16 protein-coding genes and 1 pseudogene are annotated in these 18,977 nt (G+C 61.9%); 10 read left to right on the forward strand and 7 right to left on the reverse strand.

Annotated features, from left to right (window positions below):
• The first annotated feature begins 149 nt into the window (after nucleotides 1-149).
• Both BFQ00_RS11150 and BFQ00_RS11155 read left to right on the forward strand, forming a co-directional pair.
• Nucleotides 150-833 carry a response regulator transcription factor gene (locus BFQ00_RS11150; RefSeq protein ID WP_010564812.1) on the forward strand — a complete coding sequence of 228 codons (684 nt, stop codon included), beginning with the start codon at nucleotides 150-152 and terminating at the stop codon, nucleotides 831-833.
• Nucleotides 811-2,202 (forward strand): sensor histidine kinase, encoded by a 1,392-nt coding sequence (locus BFQ00_RS11155; RefSeq protein WP_065933553.1) that lies wholly within the window; start codon nucleotides 811-813, stop codon nucleotides 2,200-2,202. The genes BFQ00_RS11150 and BFQ00_RS11155 overlap by 23 nt, the downstream gene beginning before the upstream one ends.
• Nucleotides 2,203-2,729: 527 nt before the next feature.
• Here BFQ00_RS11155 and BFQ00_RS11160 read toward each other — a convergent pair.
• Nucleotides 2,730-4,331 carry a L,D-transpeptidase family protein gene (locus BFQ00_RS11160; protein ID WP_065933554.1) on the reverse strand — a complete coding sequence of 534 codons (1,602 nt, stop codon included), beginning with the start codon at nucleotides 4,329-4,331 and terminating at the stop codon, nucleotides 2,730-2,732.
• A 39-nt stretch (nucleotides 4,332-4,370) separates the two neighbouring features.
• Between BFQ00_RS11160 and BFQ00_RS11165 the strand changes: the two genes are divergently transcribed.
• Entirely contained in the window at nucleotides 4,371-5,099 is a 729-nt protein-coding gene (locus BFQ00_RS11165) for a murein L,D-transpeptidase catalytic domain family protein (protein ID WP_065933555.1), read from the forward strand.
• Nucleotides 5,100-5,128: 29 nt separating this feature from the next.
• Nucleotides 5,129-5,875, forward strand: a complete 747-nt coding sequence (locus BFQ00_RS11170; RefSeq protein ID WP_065885211.1) for a creatininase family protein — start codon at nucleotides 5,129-5,131, stop codon at nucleotides 5,873-5,875.
• 135 nt (nucleotides 5,876-6,010) lie between these two features.
• On the opposite strand, the gene BFQ00_RS11175 is transcribed toward BFQ00_RS11170, so the two are convergent.
• Together BFQ00_RS11175 and BFQ00_RS29635 are read right to left on the reverse strand one after the other, a co-directional pair.
• The gene (locus BFQ00_RS11175; RefSeq protein ID WP_065885210.1) at nucleotides 6,011-6,352 is read right to left on the reverse strand and encodes a hypothetical protein; all 342 of its coding nucleotides are present in this window, start codon (nucleotides 6,350-6,352) and stop codon (nucleotides 6,011-6,013) included.
• A gap of 79 nt (nucleotides 6,353-6,431) precedes the next feature.
• A complete protein-coding gene (locus BFQ00_RS29635; protein ID WP_170827549.1) occupies nucleotides 6,432-6,581 on the reverse strand; it encodes a hypothetical protein in 150 nt (49 codons plus the stop codon).
• Between the two features lie 142 nt (nucleotides 6,582-6,723).
• Here BFQ00_RS29635 and BFQ00_RS11180 point away from each other — a divergent pair, with 142 nt between their 5' ends.
• Nucleotides 6,724-6,996 (forward strand): hypothetical protein, encoded by a 273-nt coding sequence (locus BFQ00_RS11180; protein ID WP_065885209.1) that lies wholly within the window; start codon nucleotides 6,724-6,726, stop codon nucleotides 6,994-6,996.
• Here the strand turns inward: BFQ00_RS11180 and BFQ00_RS30010 are convergent.
• Together BFQ00_RS30010 and BFQ00_RS11185 are read right to left on the reverse strand one after the other, a co-directional pair.
• Nucleotides 6,971-7,057, reverse strand: a pseudogene (locus tag BFQ00_RS30010) (glutathione S-transferase); the annotation flags it as partial. The gene BFQ00_RS11180 and the pseudogene BFQ00_RS30010 overlap by 26 nt on opposite strands.
• A 102-nt stretch (nucleotides 7,058-7,159) precedes the next feature.
• Nucleotides 7,160-7,711: a DUF924 family protein gene (locus tag BFQ00_RS11185; RefSeq protein WP_065933556.1), complete on the reverse strand. Its 552-nt coding sequence runs from the start codon at nucleotides 7,709-7,711 to the stop codon at nucleotides 7,160-7,162.
• A 94-nt stretch (nucleotides 7,712-7,805) separates the two neighbouring features.
• On the opposite strand from BFQ00_RS11185, the gene BFQ00_RS11190 reads away from it, so the two are divergent.
• The gene (locus tag BFQ00_RS11190; protein WP_065933557.1) at nucleotides 7,806-8,960 is read left to right on the forward strand and encodes a DUF1624 domain-containing protein; all 1,155 of its coding nucleotides are present in this window, start codon (nucleotides 7,806-7,808) and stop codon (nucleotides 8,958-8,960) included.
• A gap of 16 nt (nucleotides 8,961-8,976) precedes the next feature.
• Here BFQ00_RS11190 and BFQ00_RS11195 read toward each other — a convergent pair whose 3' ends face one another.
• On the reverse strand, nucleotides 8,977-9,606 hold the full coding sequence (locus BFQ00_RS11195; RefSeq protein WP_065885205.1) for a DNA-3-methyladenine glycosylase I: 630 nt from the start codon (nucleotides 9,604-9,606) through the stop codon (nucleotides 8,977-8,979).
• A gap of 216 nt (nucleotides 9,607-9,822) precedes the next feature.
• Here BFQ00_RS11195 and BFQ00_RS11200 point away from each other — a divergent pair, with 216 nt between their 5' ends.
• From BFQ00_RS11200 to BFQ00_RS11215, 4 genes are all read left to right on the forward strand, one after another.
• Nucleotides 9,823-11,148, forward strand: coding sequence for a C4-dicarboxylate transporter DctA (locus BFQ00_RS11200; RefSeq protein ID WP_170827551.1), 1,326 nt, complete (start codon nucleotides 9,823-9,825; stop codon nucleotides 11,146-11,148).
• Nucleotides 11,149-11,310: 162 nt separating this feature from the next.
• Nucleotides 11,311-12,012, forward strand: coding sequence for a FadR/GntR family transcriptional regulator (locus BFQ00_RS11205; RefSeq protein WP_065885203.1), 702 nt, complete (start codon nucleotides 11,311-11,313; stop codon nucleotides 12,010-12,012).
• A gap of 17 nt (nucleotides 12,013-12,029) precedes the next feature.
• The gene (locus tag BFQ00_RS11210) at nucleotides 12,030-12,713 is read left to right on the forward strand and encodes a GntR family transcriptional regulator (RefSeq protein ID WP_065933558.1); all 684 of its coding nucleotides are present in this window, start codon (nucleotides 12,030-12,032) and stop codon (nucleotides 12,711-12,713) included.
• Nucleotides 12,714-12,866: 153 nt separating this feature from the next.
• Nucleotides 12,867-13,850 carry a tetratricopeptide repeat protein gene (locus BFQ00_RS11215; RefSeq protein WP_065933559.1) on the forward strand — a complete coding sequence of 328 codons (984 nt, stop codon included), beginning with the start codon at nucleotides 12,867-12,869 and terminating at the stop codon, nucleotides 13,848-13,850.
• Nucleotides 13,851-13,935: 85 nt separating this feature from the next.
• Here BFQ00_RS11215 and BFQ00_RS11220 read toward each other — a convergent pair whose 3' ends face one another.
• A complete protein-coding gene (locus BFQ00_RS11220; RefSeq protein ID WP_065933560.1) occupies nucleotides 13,936-18,804 on the reverse strand; it encodes an NAD-glutamate dehydrogenase in 4,869 nt (1,622 codons plus the stop codon).
• Nucleotides 18,805-18,977 lie beyond the last annotated feature (173 nt).

Raw genomic sequence — 18,977 nt, forward strand, 5'->3', positions numbered from 1 at the left:
TGGTAAGAATCGACAAACTGCCCTACCCCTATCGGGGGCAAGCCCCCTCCCACACTGATTTGGATAGATGAAGTTTTATTTAGGAAACATTCAGCAACTTCTTGGCAAAATGCCCACACTTCTAGTGTGAACGCTCACCAGGTAATCCTATGACCCGCATTTTGACCATCGAGGATGACGCCGTAACGGCCCGCGAGATCGTCGCCGAGCTGAGTAGCCATGGACTGGACGTAGACTGGGTGGACAATGGCCGCGAAGGCCTGGTCCGTGCCGTCAGTGGTGATTACGATCTGATCACCCTCGACCGCATGCTGCCCGAACTCGATGGCCTGGCCATCGTCACCACCCTGCGCACCATCGGCGTATCGACGCCGATCCTGATGATCAGCGCCCTCTCCGACGTGGACGAACGCGTGCGCGGCCTGCGCGCCGGCGGCGATGACTACCTGACCAAGCCCTTCGCGTCCGATGAGATGGCCGCCCGCGTCGAGGTGCTGCTGCGACGTAAAAGCACGGTCAAGGAATTCGAAACCGCCCTGCGCGTGGCCGACCTCGAACTGAACCTGATCAGCCGCGAAGCCAGCCGCGCCGATCAGCCGCTGAGCCTGTTGCCCACCGAGTACAAGCTGCTGGAATTCTTGATGCGCAACACCGGGCAGATCCTGTCGCGGATGATGATCTTCGAGGAAGTCTGGGGCTATCACTTCGATCCCGGCACCAACCTGATCGACGTGCACATCGGTCGCCTGCGCAAGAAAATCGACCCGCCGGGCCTCACGCCGCTGATTCGCACGGTACGAGGCTCGGGATATGTCATTGCTGAACCCCTCTAAAGGCTGGCGCTCTTCCAGCAGTCGGTTGCTGGCGCTGTACAGTTCGCTGTTCGTGGCATGGAGCTGCATCCTCATGGGGGTGCTGTATTACGAGGTGTCGGGTTACCTCAGCGACCTGTCGCGCCATTCGCTGATGCAGCGCCAGCATTTGTTCCAGCGCTTCGATGGTGAAGAACTGGTGGAGGCGCTGACCACCAGCATGACGTTCGACATGAAAGGCGTGGATGCCTACGGCCTGTTCGACGAACAGTTTCGTCCGTTGAGCGGGCCGATCCGCGCCGTGCCGCCCGACTTGCCGCTCGATGGCAAGATCCACGCCCTGGCCAACTGTGTCGATTCCGACGACCCGAAACTGCCCAAGGACAGCTGCGACGCCGTGGCCACCCACACCGAAGACGGGCGCTGGCTGGTGCTGGTGCGCGCCAACGGCTCACTGTTCGGCGTGACCCGGATCATCTGGCATGCCCTGCTGTGGGCGCTGTCGCTGACCATCCTCCCGGGCATCGCCGGCTGGCACTTGCTGCGCCGTCGCCCACTGCGGCGCATTCGCGGCATTCAGGCGAGCGCCGAGGCCATCGTCGCCGGCGACCTGACGCACCGCTTGCCGCTGTCGAACCGGCGCGATGAGCTGGACATGCTCGCGGCCATCGTCAACGCCATGCTCGACCGCATCGAGAAGCTGATGAACGAGGTCAAAGGCGTGTGCGACAACATCGCCCACGATCTGCGCACCCCACTGACGCGCTTGCGTGCGCAGCTTTACCGCATCAAGCAACAAGCGGAGGAAGACTCGGCCAATGCGGTGAAGCTCGATGACGCGATTGCCGAAACCGACACACTGATGGCGCGTTTTCGCGGCCTGCTGCGGATTTCGGAACTGGAAGACCACCAGCGGCGTTCGGGTTTCTTGCTGATGGACCCACTGCCGCTGTTGCGCGAGCTGCATGACTTCTACCTGCCCCTGGCCGAGGAAGGGGAGCTGGAACTGCTGCTGCAGACCCCGGATTCACTCCCCTGGATTACCGGCGACCGCGCCCTGCTGTTCGAGGCCCTGGCCAACCTGCTGAGCAATTCGATCAAGTTCACCCCGCCCGGCGGCAAGGTGATCCTGCGCGCGGTCAATGATGTGGGCAGCACACGGGTCGAAGTGCTCGACTCCGGGCCGGGGATTCCTGCCGCCGAACGGGCGTCGGTGTTCCAGCGCTTCTATCGGGTCGATGAGAGTGATCAACAAGGCGGGTTTGGCCTGGGCCTGTCGATTGTCGCGGCGATTATCAACCTGCACGGCTTCAAGCTGGACGTGGCCACCAGCGAACTGGGCGGCGCGCGGCTGATATTGGAATGTCGACAGCAACTAATGCCTGAATAGGTGAAGATCCAAATGTGGGAGGGGGCTTGCCCCCGATAGCGGTGTGTCAGCCAGCTTATCTGTAGCTGACACACCCTCATCGAGGCATAGGTATCTACACAACTTTCCAGACCGTAGCAGCCAACGGTAACCACGATGCGAAGCGAGTCGCTCTTGATCTCGATCTTGATCTGCTTTTGATCTCAGGCGCCCCGTTAAACCACGCTGGCCGAACGCAGGCTTGAATCCGTGGGTAACCCGGCAGGACGCCGGGTTAGCCGCACTGGGCCAGGGATGGCCCATTGCGGCGGCCCACGGATTCAAGCCGGAGAGAGGGCACACCGAGCCTAGGCGAGGTGCCGAGTGGTGGGGCAAGAGCGTTTTGCTTACTTTTGCGCTTTTCAAAAGTGAGCCGCTGTAAAAGCGGAACCCATAGCAGCCGTTACCGCAGAAACGGATATGTACTCGGTCCAATCCAACATCCCGGCCAGCCCAGAGGCCGCCATCGGGGCAAGCCCCCTCCCACATGGGTACCTGGCCACTCAGTTCTACAGCACACTCCCCATGGCCTTGATCAATACCGGATCACGCGCGTAGATGTCCGGCGCGTACACCAGACTTCCCTGGCGATCCACTTCCACCGTCCAATACCCCAGCAGCACCGGTACCGGCGTGGCCAGCCTGAATTCATGGGTGATGCCGGTGGCCAGCAGCTCGTCGGTGCGCGTACGTTCGGCCGGGGTCACCAGCAGGTCGCGCAACAGCAGCGGTTGTTCGACCCGCACGCACCCCGAGCTGAACGCCCGTGGCCCCTTGGTAAACAGTGGCTGGCTCGGCGTGTCATGCAGGTACACCGAATACGGGTTGGGGAAACGCATCACGATCTTGCCCAACGGGTTGCGCGGGCCCGCCTCCTGGCGCAGCAGGATATTGCCGGGACGCGCCCAGTCGACCTGCTCCGGCGTCAGCGGGTGGCCTTCAGCATCCAGCACTTGCAGGTTCTGCTGGCGCAGGTATTCCGGATTGAGGCGGATGGCCGGCAGCTTGTCCTCGCGCATGATGGTGGGCGGGATGGTCCATGTCGGGTTGAGGGTCAGCCGCGTGATGCGCGATTTGAGCAGCGGTGTCTGGCGCTCGGCGCGGCCCACTTGCAGGCGGGTCTGCCACACGGGAATGCCGCTCTGGTACACGCTCAGTTGCGCGGCCGCGACGTTGACCACCACGCCTTCGGGCTCCAGGTCCCGGGCCAGCCAGCGGAACCGCTCGAGGTTGATGCGCAACTGGTCGCGGCGCATCGCCGGGCTGATATTGAGTTCAGCCACGGTGCCGGCGCCGATCACACCGTCGGCCTGCAGGGAATGGCTGAGCTGGAAGGCTTTGACCGCAGCGGCCAGCTCGGGGCCGTACTGCCGGGCGCTGCCCTTGGGTTCAGAGGTCAGGTAACCGCCGCGGTAGAGGCGCCGCGCCAGTTCCGGCACCCGTGGGTCTTCCATGCCCGGACGCAACAGCGGCCCACTGCCCACCGCCTCCCACTGCGGCAACGGCTGCTGGCGCGCACTGGAATAAGCGTTGCGCAGGCTGCGATACAAATCCGCGCTGGGCCGCGCCTGATCGAACGCCTGGGCCATGTCCTGCAAGCCGGTGGCGGCGAAGGCCAGCACGGCGGTGCCTGGGTCGTCGGCCGGCGGCTGGGCATGCCAGAGCGGTTCGAAGCGCGATTGCTGCAGGCGCCCGAAGTGCAAATCCTGCAGGGCCTGGAGGTACTGCTGGCTGATCGCAATATCGCTGCACAGCACATTGGCCGTGGCATCTGCAGCGGGCAGGCTATAGTGGGTGGGATCCAGGCCATCGTCGGCGAGCATCAGCAACTGGTCGTGCAAGGCCTGCCGACGCTCTTCGGAAGACCACAGCGGCACGTCGCCCTGCTGCTGGTAAAAGGCTTGCAGGCGCAATTGCGCACTGGCGTCGATACGCGGCGCGAGCTGCGGGCAGACACTGGGCAGCTGCGCCAGGGCCTGTTGCAGCGGCGCCAGGTCGACCGGTGCTGGAGTCGTGACCGGCAACGGTTGCAGCGGCAGCGCTTCGGCTGTGGCGACCAGTGGTGTAACGAGCAGGCAAATGCTCAAGTAACATGCGTGTTTTTTGAACAATTGACTTAGCTCCACTCCACAGCGGGGACTCGCTTGTAGATGCTGACTTTTATGCGCCGGCTCGGGTTAACCACCCTGGGCCTGATTACGGCGAGCCTGGTGTTCCCGAGCGCTGTTGCGCTCGCCGCCAATGGCTCCCCTGCTTCTTTGTATAGCAGCCTGGCGCGCTCGGCTCCAGAACTCAATCCCATCGTGTTGAAAAGCGCCCTGAGCGCAGTGCAGTGCGCGGTCAATAACGGCGAGGAACGCTCCGATCGCCTGGCCGTGATTGACTACTCCCAACCGTCTACCGCCCGTCGCCTGTGGATTTTCGACCTGCGTAAAAAGACCCTGGTACTGCGCGACCTGGTGGCCCACGGCGCCAAGTCCGGCGAAAACTTCGCCACCGAATTTTCCAATCTCGAAGGCAGTCATCAGTCCAGCCTGGGCCTGTTCCGCACCCAGGAAAGTTACCTCGGCACCCACGGCTACTCGCTGCGCATGGACGGCCTGGAGCCTGGCTTCAATGACCTGGCCCGCGACCGCGCCATTGTGATTCATGCCGCCGACTACGTCAGCCCGCTATGGAGCAAGCGCGAAGGCCGTATCGGCCGCAGCCAGGGCTGCCCGGCGGTGCGCCCGCAAGTCGCGCGCCAAGTGGTGGACAAGCTCAAGGACGGACAATTCATGTTTTCGTGGTACCCCGACCAGCGCTGGTTGAAGTCTTCGACCTATCTCAATTGCAAACCCCAACAGGTGGCCAGTAGTCGTACAATCCGTGGCGGATAGCCTGTCCCACAGATAAAAGAGAGCGTCGCATGCTTCTACACACGTCCACCTGGATCGAGATCGGGCAGTTTCTGCAGCGCAGCCGCACGGTGATCATCCCCATCGGCTCCAACGAGCAACACGGCCCCACCGGCCTGCTGGGCACCGACTGGATGTGCCCGGAGATCATCGCCGTCGAGGCGCAGAAGCAGGCTGATATCCTGGTCGGCCCGACGTTCAACATCGGCATGGCCCAGCACCACTTGGGCTTTCCCGGCACCATCTCGCTGCGCCCTTCGACCTTTATCGCCGCGATCGGCGACTGGGTGCGCTCGCTGGCCGGGCATGGTTTTGACAAGATCCTGTTCCTCAACGGCCACGGCGGCAATATCGCCACCATCGAAGCGGCGTTTTCCGAACTCTACGCCGAAGCCAGCTTTGCCCGCCGCCCGGCCGGGTTCGCATTGAAGCTGGTCAACTGGTGGGACCTGGAAGGCGTCACCGACCTGGCGCAGCGCCAGTTCCCGGTGGGCCATGGCAGCCACGCCACGCCGTCGGAGATTGCCGTGACGCAATGGGCCTATCCGGACTCGATCAAGTCGGCCGAGTACTCGCCGCGAATCGCCAACACCGGCCCGATCCGCGAAGCGCTGGACTTTCGCGCACGTTTCCCCGACGGGCGCATGGGCTCGGACCCGGCATTGGCGACGGTGGAGAAAGGCGGTGAACTGGTGGCGCTGGCGGCGCAGGGGCTGGTCAAGACCGTGAATGCCTTCAGCAATGAGTCAAAACCCTGAGTCGAACACTATCCAAATGTGGGAGCGGGCTTGCCCCCGATAGCGGTGGGTCAGTCAGCTTATTTGTTACTGACACACTGCTATCGGGGGCAAGCCCCCTCCCACATTTGATCTGCATTTGTCCTGGGCCTGGGGTTACTGGCAATCCTGCGCAGCCTGCTCGAGCCGTGACGCCTTGATCGCCGACGCCAGCGGTTTGCGCTCGTACAGGAACACCTTGGTGCCATCCTGGGATTTATAGGCTTCCAGCACATCATCGGCCGCGATCTTGCTGGTCAACAGCACCTTGGCGTGGCGCGAGTTCTGCGTCACGGTCGAGGTGATGCCGTGCTTTTCAAGCTTGGGCAATACGCATTGCACATAGCCTTCAGGGGTTTTGGCGGTGTGCAGGGTCAGCGATGGGGCATTCGGCGCCGTGATGCAACCGGTCAGCGCCAGGGCAGAAAGAGCCAGGGCCGGGGCGAAAAAAGCGTGCATAAACATTCCTGAAAAATAACAAAATAGGTGCCTGTCGATCCGCGTATCAACCGGCGCGGCACTCTGCGGTGCAAACGCGTCATGCACCTGTACAACACTGCACGGAGTTTACGCCAGCGGCGGGTGACAGCAAATGGCCCGTACGCAGCTCATTGGCAACGGCCGGGTTGGTCAGCACGGCGGTGCCGAGCATCAGGGTGATCAAAACCAGCTGGATCAGAGTCCTCATCGCGCATTTCCTTGAGCCGCATTTCGATGAGCGGATTTTGCGCTTTTGCCGTAAAAACAGAACTTGTGATCCTTGATGGTGACTATTATTTGAACCGATAGTGTCAGGTCGCCCAACCCATAAAACCTATAAGGACCATGCCATGAAGCGTCACCAGAAAACCTTCGACCGCATCCGCGAAGCCGTATTGCCGGAGTTTCGCGAGCGCGTCGCCGATTACCTGGTCGAGTATGAAGACGTGCTGTTGAGTGACACCAGCGTTGCCGCCGCGCAATCGGCCAGTGCCCAGCAACTGCGTGGCTACCTGCGCGGTTTGAACACCACGCGCGTGCTGGGCATGGCCGATTGGGAAGACCTGGACCGGCGCGTCGCGCAAATGAACGACAGCCCTACACCCCAGGGCGTGGCTGGTTGAGCCATTCCTGCACCGATGGCCTTTGCCACTGACGCCGGGCGTAAGCCACCAGTGGCGCCGGATCTCCTTGAAATGAGGCTTCACGCTACGAGATGCGCGGTGATAAAGACAATGCGGCGTTTTTATGGGGCCATTCCTCGCGGGAATAGTGCAGCTTGATCACTTAACCCGCGAATCCGCCGGCGTCGAGGAAGTCTCGTTCTTCATCGGTGGTCTCCCTGGCCAACACCGCATTGCGATGGGGAAAGCGCCCAAACCGCTGAATGATCCGCGCATGCTCCCTGGCCCAACGATAGGTGTTGGCGTCCAGAGGCTGATTAAGTGCGATGGAGCGTTGCTGATCCTGCGGATCTTCCGAATGCTCAAACGGCAAATAACAAAACGCGCGCAGTTCGGGTTCGATCAGTTGATCCAATCCTGCGTCCACCATGCATCGCGCATACAGGCGCGCCAGCGGGTCGGTGGCGAACATATGCGCCGTGCCACGAAAAGCGTTGCGCGGATACTGGTCCAGCAGGATCAGCAAGGCCAGCGCACCGTGGGGCGTGTTCAGCCAATCCTCCAGCTCGCGCCGGGCCGCCTGCAGATGGGTGGTGTGGAAGGTCTCGCGAAAGCTCGCGTCGAATTCGTCGTCCTTGGCAAACCAACGCTTTGGGCCCGCCTGTTTCCAGAAGTCGATCACGGCCTCGGCCGATTGAACGTTCCTGTGTGTCATCAATGCCTCCGATACGCTCGTTAAACAGCGCGGCAATGCGCCAATAATGTTATATGATAACGCCTCTTTTTTTCCCAGCCTTGTGAACTGCCCCATGACCGATGCTGTTGCGCTACGCCAACGCCTGCTTTCCATCGACGCCCTGCGGGGCCTGGTGATCCTGTTCATGTTGCTCGACCACACACGCGAAACGTTCCTGCTGCACCGCCAGGTCGGCGACCCGATGAACATCGACACCACCGAGCCCGCGCTGTTTTTCAGCCGCACCCTCGCCCATCTTTGCGCGCCCGTGTTCGTGTTGCTCACCGGTATGTCAGCCTGGCTGTACGGCCAGAAAGACCAGGGTCGGCGCGCGGTGTCGGCATTTTTGTTCAAGCGTGGACTGGTTCTGGTGGTATTGGAGGTCACGCTGGTGCACTTCGCCTGGACCTTCCAGTGGCCACCGGGCCTGCTTTACCTGCAGGTTATCTGGGCGATCGGGGTGAGCATGATCGCCCTCGCCGCGCTGGTATGGTTGCCGCGCCCGCTGCTGATTACTTTGGCGCTGGTATTGATTGCCGGGCATAACCTGCTCGACGGGGTGCATTTCACCCCCGGCTCGGCCGCGCAGGTGGCGTGGTCGATCCTGCATGAGCGCAGTTTTATCGAGGTGTCCGACACCCTGCGCATTCGTGTGACGTACCCGGTACTGCCATGGATCGGCGTGATTGCCCTGGGCTACGGCCTCGGTCCGTGGTTTTCGACGACCGTGCTACCCGCCGTGCGCCAGCGTTATTTGCTGCTCGCAGGCGTCGGCGCACTGCTCGGGTTTGTGCTGTTGCGGGCGCTCAACGGATATGGCGACAAGCCTTGGCAGGCCTATGACAACGGCGTGCAGAGCGTGATGAGCTTCTTCAACGTCACCAAGTATCCACCTTCGTTGTTGTTCCTGGCGCTGACGCTGGGCATCGGCCTGCTGTTGCTGCTGGCGTTCGAACGTGCCGGGCACAAGCGCTGGATCAGCATGCTGGCGGTATTTGGCGCGGCGCCGATGTTCTTTTATCTGCTGCACCTGTATGTGCTCAAACTGATTCATGTCGCGTGTGTCGCGTTGTTTGGGCTCAATCACGGCAATTATTTCGGTTTCGACAGCGTCGGCGCCGTCTGGGCGGTGGCGTTGGTGCTGCCATTGGCGCTGTATGTGCCGGTGCGATGGTTCGCCGCACTCAAGGCGCGGCGCAGGGATATCACCTGGCTTAAATATTTTTGAGCACGCGGGCGAGCGCTCAGGGTCGTTCGAACTGATGGCGCAGTGCTTCGATACGTTCTCGGCAGATGCAGCCCTCCAGGTGATCATTGACCATCCCAAGCGCCTGCATCAGCGCATACATCGTGGTCGGGCCGACAAAGGTCCAACCGCGTTTCTTGAGCGCCCTGGACAAGCGCACCGAAGCCGGCGAGGTCGGGTTGGCGTTCCAGTACGCCATGTCCACCACCGCCGGGCGCTCCTGCGGGCCGGGCTCGAAAGACCATACCCAGCGCGCCAGCGAACCGCTTTCACTCACCAGTTCGCAGGCGCGGCGGGCATTGTTGATCGTCGACACAATCTTCGCCCGGTTGCGCACGATACCCGGGTCGCCCATCAAGCGTTCGATATCCGCCTCGCCATACTGCGCCACCTTGCGAAAATCAAAGCCGTCGAACGCCCGCCGAAACTGCTCGCGCTTGCGCAAGATGGTGATCCACGCCATCCCGGCCTGAAAACCTTCCAGGCAGATCTTCTCGTACAGCAGGACGTCATCCGCCACCGGCACGCCCCACTCATGGTCGTGGTAATGCAGGTATTGCGGCGCGGCGTTACGCCAGGCGCAGCAGGTGCGCCCGGCTTCATCCGTTGTCAGGCCTGATTGTTCCATCCATCACCTCGTGTACCGAGCGCGGATGATACGCAAAAAAATTTCCACGGCGTCAACCGCTCAAGCACCGTGCTTACCGACTCACTGGTCAGACCGGGTCCCAGCGGCCACCGAATATTTACTTGTAGTTTGAAAAAAACCGGGCGTAGACTGGCCGCGCACTGGCCTTACCGGTAAGACCACAACAATTAAGCCCTGGAACCACCAGGGCACCGAATAGAGATCCCTCCCATGCTCAGATGGTGCTCGCGTTCGATTTTCCTGCAAGTCGTGATTGGCCTGATGCTAGGCGTCATTTGCGGCCTGGCCCTTCCCGAATTCTCCTCGCAACTCAAACCCCTGGGTGACGGCTTTATCAAGCTGATCAAAATGCTGATCGGCCTGATTGTATTCTGCGTCGTGGTCAGCGGCATTTCCGGCGCCGGCGACTTGAAGAAAGTCGGGCGCATTGGCTTGAAGTCGGTGATCTATTTCGAAGTGCTGACCACCGTCGCCCTGGTGCTCGGCCTGATCATGGCCTTCAGCACCGGCATCGGCAGCGGCGCCAACATCCATCTTGAGCAGCTTTCGTCCGCCGGCCTGAACGAACTGGCCGACAAGGGCCAGCACATCAAGGGCACCAGCCAGTTCCTGATGGACCTGATTCCCAACTCAGTGATCGGTGCCTTCGCCGACAACAACGTGCTGCAGGTGCTGTTGTTCTCGGTGCTGTTCGGCAGTGCGCTGAACCTGGTGGGTGAAGCGGCATCGGGCATCTCGCGGCTGATCAACGAGCTGAGCCATGTGATCTTCCGCATCATGGGCATGATTGTGCGCCTGGCGCCGATCGGCGTATTCGGCGCGATCGCGTTCACCACCAGCACCTATGGCCTGGACTCCCTGCAACATCTGGGCAGCCTGGTGGGCCTGTTCTATCTGACCTGTCTGGCCTTCGTCGGGCTGATCCTCGGCCTGGTGATGCGCTTGTCGGGCCTGCGCATGCTGCCGCTGCTCAAGTACCTGCGCGAAGAACTGCTGATCGTGATGGGCACGGCGTCGTCCGACGCGGTGCTGCCGCAGATCATGCGCAAGCTGGAGCACCTGGGGATTGGCAGCTCCACCGTAGGCCTGGTGATTCCTACCGGCTACTCGTTCAACCTCGACGGTTTCTCGATCTACCTGACCCTGGCCATCGTCTTTATCGCCAATGCGACGGGCACCCCGCTGTCGATGACCGACCTGCTCACTATCCTGCTGGTCTCCTTGATCACCTCCAAAGGCGCCCACGGCATTCCGGGCTCGGCCCTGGTGATTCTGGCGGCCACGCTCACGGCCATCCCGGCGATTCCGGTGGTCGGCCTGGTGCTGGTACTCGCGGTGGACTGGTTCATGGGCATTGGCCGTGCCTTGACCAACCTGATCGGCAACTGCGTCGCCACCGTGGCCATCGCCCGCTGGGAAAAAGACATCGATATCCAGCGCGCCAACAAGGTACTCGACGGCCAGCAAGGCTATGCCTTCCAGACCAAGAAACCGGTATTGCCGGCGCATCAGGAGTTCTGAAAGCGGCATAGACACATGTGGGAGGGGGCTTGCCCCCGATAGCGGTAGATCAGTCACCGGATGTGCGAGCTGACACACTGTCATCGGGGGCAAGCCCCCTCCCACACTTTGATCTTCAACAGTTTTACTATCGTGTTCGCAATTTCAAGGAGTGCATGAGACGTGATCAGCACCTCAACCGTCGTCAATTCAGTCGTAGAAAAGCTGCGCGCCGCCCTGGCACGCGGGCAATGGCGCCGTGGTGAAATGCTGCCCGGCCAGCGCGAACTGGCCGAGCAGATGGGCATCAGCCGCCCGAGCCTGCGCGAAGCGGTGATCGTGCTGGAAACCCTCGGCCTGGTGCGCTCCATGCCCGGCAAAGGCGTGGTGGTGCTGGAAACCAGCGTCAGCGAGCCGCAGTCGAGCGACGCAGTGGCCGATGCCAGCCTCGAAGACATTCTGCAACTGCGCTATACCCTGGAACCCTTCATCGTCGGCCTGGTCGCCCAATCCATCAGCAGCAAGGAAATCGGCCAACTGCGCCTGACCCTGATGGACATGCGCGAAGCCCTGGATGCAGGCGACGCCGAGGCGGGCATGAACGCCTACATCGAATTTCACGAAGAACTGTTCGCCCTGACCTCCAACCCGATCTTCCAGAACGTGGTGCAGCAGACCAGCACGGCGCTCAAGCAAAGCGCCCAGGTGTTGCGCAATTCCCCGGAGCACCTGGCCGAACGCCTGCAGGAAAACGAAGCCGTGGTGCGCGCCATCCGCAACAAGAACAGCGCCCTGGCCAGTGCGGAAATGCGTCGGCACATCCTGCAGGAAGGCTTGCGCATGGGCATTCGCCTGAACATCCCGGATGACCATCTGGGCAGCTGAATAATTGGAGACAGGCCATGAACGTCCACGCCCTGCAACGCGACCCCCTGCCCTGCCTGCGCCGGGTGCCGGGCAAGAAGCCCTCGGCAGATGAGATCTATCCACGGCTGTTCGACGCCATTCTCGAGCAACGCATCGCCCCCGCCAGCCGCTTCACCGAAGAAAGCCTGGGGGAGCGCTTTGGCGTGAGCCGCAGCGTGATCCGCCGCGTCCTGACCAAGTTGTCACACCAGCAAGTGATCATCCTGCGCCCCAACCAGCGGGCCCAGGTGGCGGCGCCGGACGCCCAGCAAACCCGGCAGATTCTCGAAGCCCGACGCATGACCGAAATGACCGTGGTGCAATTGGCCTGCGCCCGGGCGACAGCGGCACAGGTACGCCAGTTACGCGAGTTGATCGCCCGCGAACGTGACTGCATCGAACGCGACCAGCGCGGGCCGGCGATCCGGTTGTCCGGTGAATTCCATTTACAACTGGCCGCTATCGCCGGGAACGGGCCATTGGCGCAGTTCCTCAATAGCCTGGTGCCGTTGACCTCGCTGGTCATTGCCCAGTACGAACGTCGAACCCGCGCCTGTTGTGCGTGGCAGGAGCATGTGGCGATTGTGGATGCGCTGGCGCAGCGCGACTCGGGCACCGCCGTAGCGCTGATGACGCAGCACCTGGACCACCTGGAAACACAGCTCCTGAAAAACCACTGATCCGACCTGGATAACGATCAACCTGTGGGAGCGCACCGCCTCTCACAGGCAAGGTGGCCAGCCGCAGCGCGTCAAGTAATTAGCACCTTGGCCCCACACGCTCTGCATAACCTGTGTCTCGCACACTTTCAGTGCTTATCACAGGTACGAACCATGTCCATCGAATCACAAACCCGAACTTCACTGTTCAACCTGCTCAAGCAGTTGAAAGAGCAGTCCGCAGCACTCCCGGCCGAGGTCAACACGGGCTTGACTGAACTCAATGCAACAGCCAAGCAGATCGGGCTTGGCCTTTACGCACTGGGCAGTTATGACAAGGCGAGGTTTCATCTGACCATCGCCGGCGCCGCAGGCGACGTGGAATCGCAATACGCCATGGCCACCTGCGAAACGCGCCTGGACGGCGGCTTTCGCCTTGTCAGCGAGGCGACCGCCAAATGGCTGCGACTGGCGGCCGCTCAAGACCATATTCCAGCATTGCTGCGCTTGGGCGACAGCGAATCCCTGGCCAGAGCCAGGACGCTGGCAACCACACCACCCCTTGCCGATACGCCCTCGGCACAGCGTTATCTGTATACGCTGACCAACGACGTACAGTGGCTGAAAAAAGCCGCTGATCAAGGCGACATCGCAGCGATGTACGAACTGAAAGACGCCTACGCCAAACGACCGGAACTGGTACCCAATCGCCTGGAACGCCAGGCACTGATCGTGGAACTGACTCAACGAGCGGCGGACAGGGGTTATCCAAAGGCAGTTTACGAGTTGGCCTTTACTACCGACGAAGCGGTCAGTGTTGAGGAAAAACAAAAAAGAATCATCCAACTGGCAATGATGGGCCAGCTCGATGGGCTGCTGGAGTACGCGTATGCGCTGGCAGGCTTGTCGCAGGACAAGAATCGGGTACACCGCACCTACGGACTTGAACGTAATCTGCCCAAGGCCTGTGCGTTGTTGAAGCTGGTCCTGACCAAGGTAGACGGCGCATTGCCCCTGCCATCGGTCGAAGACGATTATCAGGCCATCAAGCATCAAATGCAGGACACCGCCGAAAGCGACATCATCCTGGCGCAACTGCGGGGAACCATTACGCGGGTATTCCAGGTGCTCGAACCGCTGGTCATTCTAGGCTGGTGACACCGATATCCGGGGAGAAGCGTGACCCCCACCGATAAAAAAGGCCCCGTATCCTGCGATACGGGGCCTCTTCATTGCCGCTTGATCACGCCGGCTGCAACACCGACTGACCACTCAACGCCAGGTCCAGCAATTCACGGTTGGCCACCGCGTACATGGCGTAGTCCGTGCCGACCGCAGCACGGATTTCCACCATCATCGCACGCCAGCGATCCGCCATGTCCTGGTGCTGCTCAAGCCACAGGGCCACGCGGGCTTCCATGTCCTGCGGCGCGTCGGCCATTTGCAGGACCGAAATGGTGATCGCCCGTTGCTGCCAGTCCACGTCGTCGCGGAAGGCTTCGCGGGCCTGGGCCTGCCAGTTGTTGGCCACCGGCAGGTCACTGATCTGCTGCAGGTACCACGGCAGGTCCAGGGCGCTGCCGACAGCGAAGTAGGCCTTGGCCACTTCGGCGGCGTCATGCCCGGTCACGTCGGCGGCTTCGATGATCGGCAGCAGGGTGTACAGGTGGGTCGTGCCTGCAACCATGCGTGCCAACAACTCCGGTACGCCGGCCTGGGTGTAGGCCTGGTAGCGGTTCTGCCAGCCTTCGCGGGTCGGACCTTCGAGCAGTTCATCAAGCTTGAGGCCCAGCGCCGCCAGGTGCGGACCGAAGTGCGCAGTGTCACGCCCGGCGTCCTGTTCGTTGCGACGGCTGCGCAGGAACCAGCGCGTGGCGCGACGGCCCAGGCGCATCAGCTCGTCCATCAGCTCCAGTTGCACGTCGGCCGACACCTGGTGGTCCAGGGCTTCGATCTGACGGAACCAATGCGGAAGATGGAAGATATCGCGCACGATCACATAGGCGCCGGCCACGTTCGCCGGGCTCATGCCGGTCGACTCTTTGAGCCGCTGCACGAAGGTGATGCCCATGTGGTTGACCAGGTCGTTGGCGATCTGAGTGCTGACGATCTCGCGCTTCAGACGATGGCGACGCATGGCCTCGGAGAACTTGGCCACCAGGCTCGGCGGGAACGCGGTCTCCATGTCGCGGGTCAGGTACTCGTCATCCGGTACCTGGGACTTGAGCAGCGCTTCCTTGAGGTCGATCTTGCTGTAGGAGATCAACACCGACAGCTCCGGACGCGTCAGGCCCTTGCCCGTCGCGGCGCGCTCGACAAGCTGCTCCTCGGTCGGCAGGTACTCGATGGCGCGGTCCAGCTTGCCACGGCCTTCCAGGTCGCTCATCAGGCGCTTGTACTCGGCGGCGCGCTCGTAAGCCTTGCGCGCAGCCAGGGACAGGGCCTGGGTCTGCTTGTAGTTGTTGCCCAACACCAGGTTGCCGACTTCGTCGGTCATGCTCGCCAGCAACTGGTTGCGCTGCTTGTCAGTCATGTCACCGGCCTGCACCACTTCGTTGAGCAGGATCTTGATGTTCACTTCGTGGTCGGAGCAGTCCACGCCACCGGCGTTGTCGATGAAGTCGGTGTTGGAACCGCCGCCATTGAGGCCGAACTCGACACGGCCCAGCTGGGTCATGCCCAGGTTGCCGCCCTCGCCCACCACTTTGCAGCGCAGCTCGTTGCCGTTGACGCGCAGCGCGTCGTTGGCCTTGTCGCCCACATCGGCGTGGCTCTCGGTGCTGGCCTTGACGTAGGTACCGATACCGCCGTTCCACAACAGGTCCACCGGCGCCTTGAGCAAGGCGTTGAGCAGTTCGGTCGGGGTCAGCTTGTCGGCCTTGATGTCGAAGCGTTCTTTCATCTGCGCCGAGATGGCGATGCTCTTGGCGCTGCGCGAGAAGATCCCGCCGCCTTCGGACATGATGCTGGTGTCGTAGTCGGTCCAGGCCGAACGCGGCAGCTCGAACAGGCGCTGGCGCTCGACGAAGCTGGTGGCCGGGTTCGGGTTCGGGTCGATGAAGATGTGCAGGTGGTTGAAGGCCGCGACCAGTTGCAGCTTGTCGGACATCAGCAAGCCGTTACCGAACACGTCACCGGCCATATCGCCGACGCCCACCACGGTGATGCTGTCTTCCTGCACATTGATGCCGCGCTCACGGAAGTGACGCTGCACCCCGACCCACGCGCCCTTGGCGGTGATGCCCATTTTCTTGTGGTCGTAACCGGCCGAACCACCGGAGGCGAACGCATCGCCCAGCCAGAAGCCGTAGTCGATGGCGATGCCGTTGGCGATGTCGGAGAAGGTCGCGGTGCCCTTGTCGGCCGCCACTACCAGGTACGGGTCATCGTTGTCATGGCGCACGACGTTGGCCGGCGGCACCAGGGCGCCGTCCTTCAGGTTGTCGGTGATGTCCAACAGGCCGGAAATGAAGATGCGGTAGCAGGCGATACCCTCGGCCGCGATCTCGTCACGGCTGCCGCCCAAGGGCAGGCGACGCGGCAGGAAGCCGCCCTTGGCGCCCACCGGCACGATCACCGAGTTCTTCACCTGCTGGGCTTTTACCAGGCCGAGCACTTCGGTACGGAAGTCTTCTTCACGGTCGGACCAGCGCAGGCCCCCACGGGCGACGTTGCCAAAGCGCAGGTGCACGCCTTCGACGCGGGGCGAGTAGACGAAGATCTCGAACTTCGGCACCGGCTTGGGCAGCTCGGGGATCGCATGCGGGTTGAACTTGAAGCTGAAGTACGACTTGTTCTGGCCGTTGGCGTCGGTCTGGTAGAAGTTGGTGCGCAGGGTCGCCTTGATCAGGTCCAGGTAGCGACGCAGGATGCGGTCTTCGTTGAGCACCTGGACATCGTCCAGGGCGGCGAGGATCGCTTGTTCCAGGCGTTGCTGCTTGTCTTCCAGGTCGTCGGCGGTGAGCTTGCGCGCCAGGTAGAAGCGGGTCTTGAACAACCGGGTCAACTCGCGGGCGATGTCGGTGTGGTTGTTCAGGGTGCTGGCGATGTAGCCGAGGTCGAAGCCCAGGCGGATCTGCTTGAGGTAACGGGCGTAAGCGCGCAGCAGCGCCACGTCACGCCATGGCAGGCCGGCGGTGAGTACCAGGCGGTTGAACGCATCGTTCTCGGCATCGCCGTGCACGATGTGCACGAAGGCATCCTGCAGGGTGTCGTTGAGCTGCGAGATATCCAGGTTCACGCCTTCGGCGGCGATGAACGCGAAATCATGGATCCAGAACTCGCGGCCATTGGCATGGCGCAGGCGGTACGGGAACTCACCCAGCACGCGCAGGCCCAGGTTCTCCAGGATCGGCAGCACGTCGGACAGCGCCAGCGGGGTGTCGGCGTGGTAGAGCTTGCAATGCAGCTCACGCTGGCCGGAGACCTGGCCCAGCGGCTGATAGAAGCTCATCACCAGCGGGTTGGCTTCGGTCAGACTGTTGAGGTGCTGCATGTCGACCACGGCCGAATGCGCGGCGAAACGCTCGCGATAGCCGGCCGGGAAACCTTTCGGGAAGTCCGCCAGCACGTTGGTGCCGTGGGCTTCGCCGAAGCTTTCGACCACCAGGCTGGCGTAGTCGTCCTGCCAGCTGCGGCAGGCCTGCACCACTTCCTTTTCCAGTTGCAGCGGGTCGATGTCCAGGCGGTTCTTCGGGTCAACCCGCAGAATCAGTTGCACACGGGCCAGCACGGACTCGGAGAAGAAGGTCCAGAATTCGCAGTCCGAGGCTTTCAGGCGATCCATCAGCACTTGCTGGATTTTCTGGCGCACTTCGGTGGAATAGATGTCGCGCGGCACGTAGGCCAGGCAGTAGCAGAAACGGCCATACGGGTCTTTGCGCAGGAACACGCGGATCTTGTTGCGTTCCTGGATCTGCACGATCGACATGACGGTGCTGAACAACTCGTCGACCGGGGTCTGGAACAGGTCGTCGCGAGGCAGCACTTCAACCACCTGGGCCAGTTCCTTGCCCAGGTGCGCCTTGGCCTGGAAGCCCGAGCGGCGCTCGATTTCCGCGACCTTGCGGCGGATGTAAGGAATCACCCGCACGCTTTCGCCATACACCGAGGAGGTGTACAGGCCCATGAAGCGGTGTTCCTTGATGACCTTGCCGTCGGCGCTGATTTCGCGGATCGACACATAATCCGGATACGCCGGGCGGTGTACGCGGCTCGGGTGGGCAGCCTTGGCGAACGACAACACGGTCGGTTCGCGCAGGTAGGCGACGGCGTAGTCTTCGATGCGCAGGTCTTCGGCGGTCAGGCCGGCGCGCAGCAACTTGGTCAGACCGAGGAAGGAGTCGGCGTCATATTCGATATGACCGCCGTCCGCCTCGTCACGTACCACGAACTCTTCATAGCCCAGGAACGTGAAGTGGTTGCCCACCAGCCACTCGAGGAAATTCTTGATCTCGGCTTTTTCTTCGCCGTCGATAGCGAAAGCGCTGGCGTCGATACCGGCCAGCAGGTCCTGGACCTTGGCTTTCATCGGTTCGAAATCGGCCACGGCCACGCGCACTTCGCCCAGCACCTGCTCGAGCTCTTTGCTCAGCACGTTCAGCTCGGCGGCGTTGGCGCAGCGGTCGATTTCCAGGTACATCAGCGATTCTTGCAGGATGCCTTCGCCCTGGGTGCCCTTGGGCAGCACTTCCAGCAGTTCGCCCTTGCTGCCACGGCGCACACTGAGCACGGTGGTTTGCAGGGTGTGGATGCTGTAGCCGCGGCGGTTGAGCTCGGTACGCACCGAGTCGACCAGGAATGGCAGGTCATGGTGCAGCACTTCGACCGCAGTGTGGGTCGATTGCCAGCCATGACGTTCGTAATCGGGGTTGTAGACCCGCACTTGCGGTTGGGTGTGATCGAAGCGCTCAAGCAGGCGCCAGGCAGACAGGGTGCAACCGGCCAGGTCGGAAAGGCGACGCTGGGTCAGTTCGTCCAGGGAAATGATGCCGAAGAATTGCTCAGCGAACAGCGCCACTTGTGGCAGTGCCTGTTCACTGATGTGCTGCGCCAGTGCCGCTTGCAGTTGGTGCTGGAAGTCGGCCTTGCTGGCTGCGGTGAAGAACGCCATCTGTGGTACTCCGCTTGGGCTTGTTATTGATGGAAGCGTCGCGTGTTATCCCCCTGCGGGGAGACCGTCAGCTCTGTTCGTCGGTCACGATAAACGATTCAGAGTGACAGGTGGGTGAAGCTGGACAAGACAGTCAGGTCACATACAACCTCCACCGGATGCGCACCTTGCCG

Origin of the sequence: Pseudomonas sp. 28 E 9, from assembly GCF_900004785.1 — a bacterium.
Classification (GTDB): domain Bacteria; phylum Pseudomonadota; class Gammaproteobacteria; order Pseudomonadales; family Pseudomonadaceae; genus Aquipseudomonas; species Aquipseudomonas orientalis_A.

Excerpts from the sequence above, each read along its gene's own strand:
- BFQ00_RS11180 (WP_065885209.1), top strand. The coding sequence starts at position 6,724 with ATGAAGCGTCACCAGAAAACCTTCGACCGCATCCGCGAAGCCGTATTG.
- BFQ00_RS11165 (WP_065933555.1), top strand. The coding sequence starts at position 4,371 with ATGCTGACTTTTATGCGCCGGCTCGGGTTAACCACCCTGGGCCTGATT.
- BFQ00_RS11210 (WP_065933558.1), top strand. The coding sequence starts at position 12,030 with ATGAACGTCCACGCCCTGCAACGCGACCCCCTGCCCTGCCTGCGCCGG.
- BFQ00_RS11215 (WP_065933559.1), top strand. The coding sequence starts at position 12,867 with ATGTCCATCGAATCACAAACCCGAACTTCACTGTTCAACCTGCTCAAG.
- BFQ00_RS11220 (WP_065933560.1), bottom strand. The coding sequence starts at position 18,804 with ATGGCGTTCTTCACCGCAGCCAGCAAGGCCGACTTCCAGCACCAACTG.
- BFQ00_RS11150 (WP_010564812.1), top strand. The coding sequence starts at position 150 with ATGACCCGCATTTTGACCATCGAGGATGACGCCGTAACGGCCCGCGAG.
- BFQ00_RS11170 (WP_065885211.1), top strand. The coding sequence starts at position 5,129 with ATGCTTCTACACACGTCCACCTGGATCGAGATCGGGCAGTTTCTGCAG.
- BFQ00_RS29635 (WP_170827549.1), bottom strand. The coding sequence starts at position 6,581 with ATGAGGACTCTGATCCAGCTGGTTTTGATCACCCTGATGCTCGGCACC.
- BFQ00_RS11155 (WP_065933553.1), top strand. The coding sequence starts at position 811 with ATGTCATTGCTGAACCCCTCTAAAGGCTGGCGCTCTTCCAGCAGTCGG.
- BFQ00_RS11195 (WP_065885205.1), bottom strand. The coding sequence starts at position 9,606 with ATGGAACAATCAGGCCTGACAACGGATGAAGCCGGGCGCACCTGCTGC.
- BFQ00_RS11175 (WP_065885210.1), bottom strand. The coding sequence starts at position 6,352 with ATGCACGCTTTTTTCGCCCCGGCCCTGGCTCTTTCTGCCCTGGCGCTG.
- BFQ00_RS11185 (WP_065933556.1), bottom strand. The coding sequence starts at position 7,711 with ATGACACACAGGAACGTTCAATCGGCCGAGGCCGTGATCGACTTCTGG.
- BFQ00_RS11190 (WP_065933557.1), top strand. The coding sequence starts at position 7,806 with ATGACCGATGCTGTTGCGCTACGCCAACGCCTGCTTTCCATCGACGCC.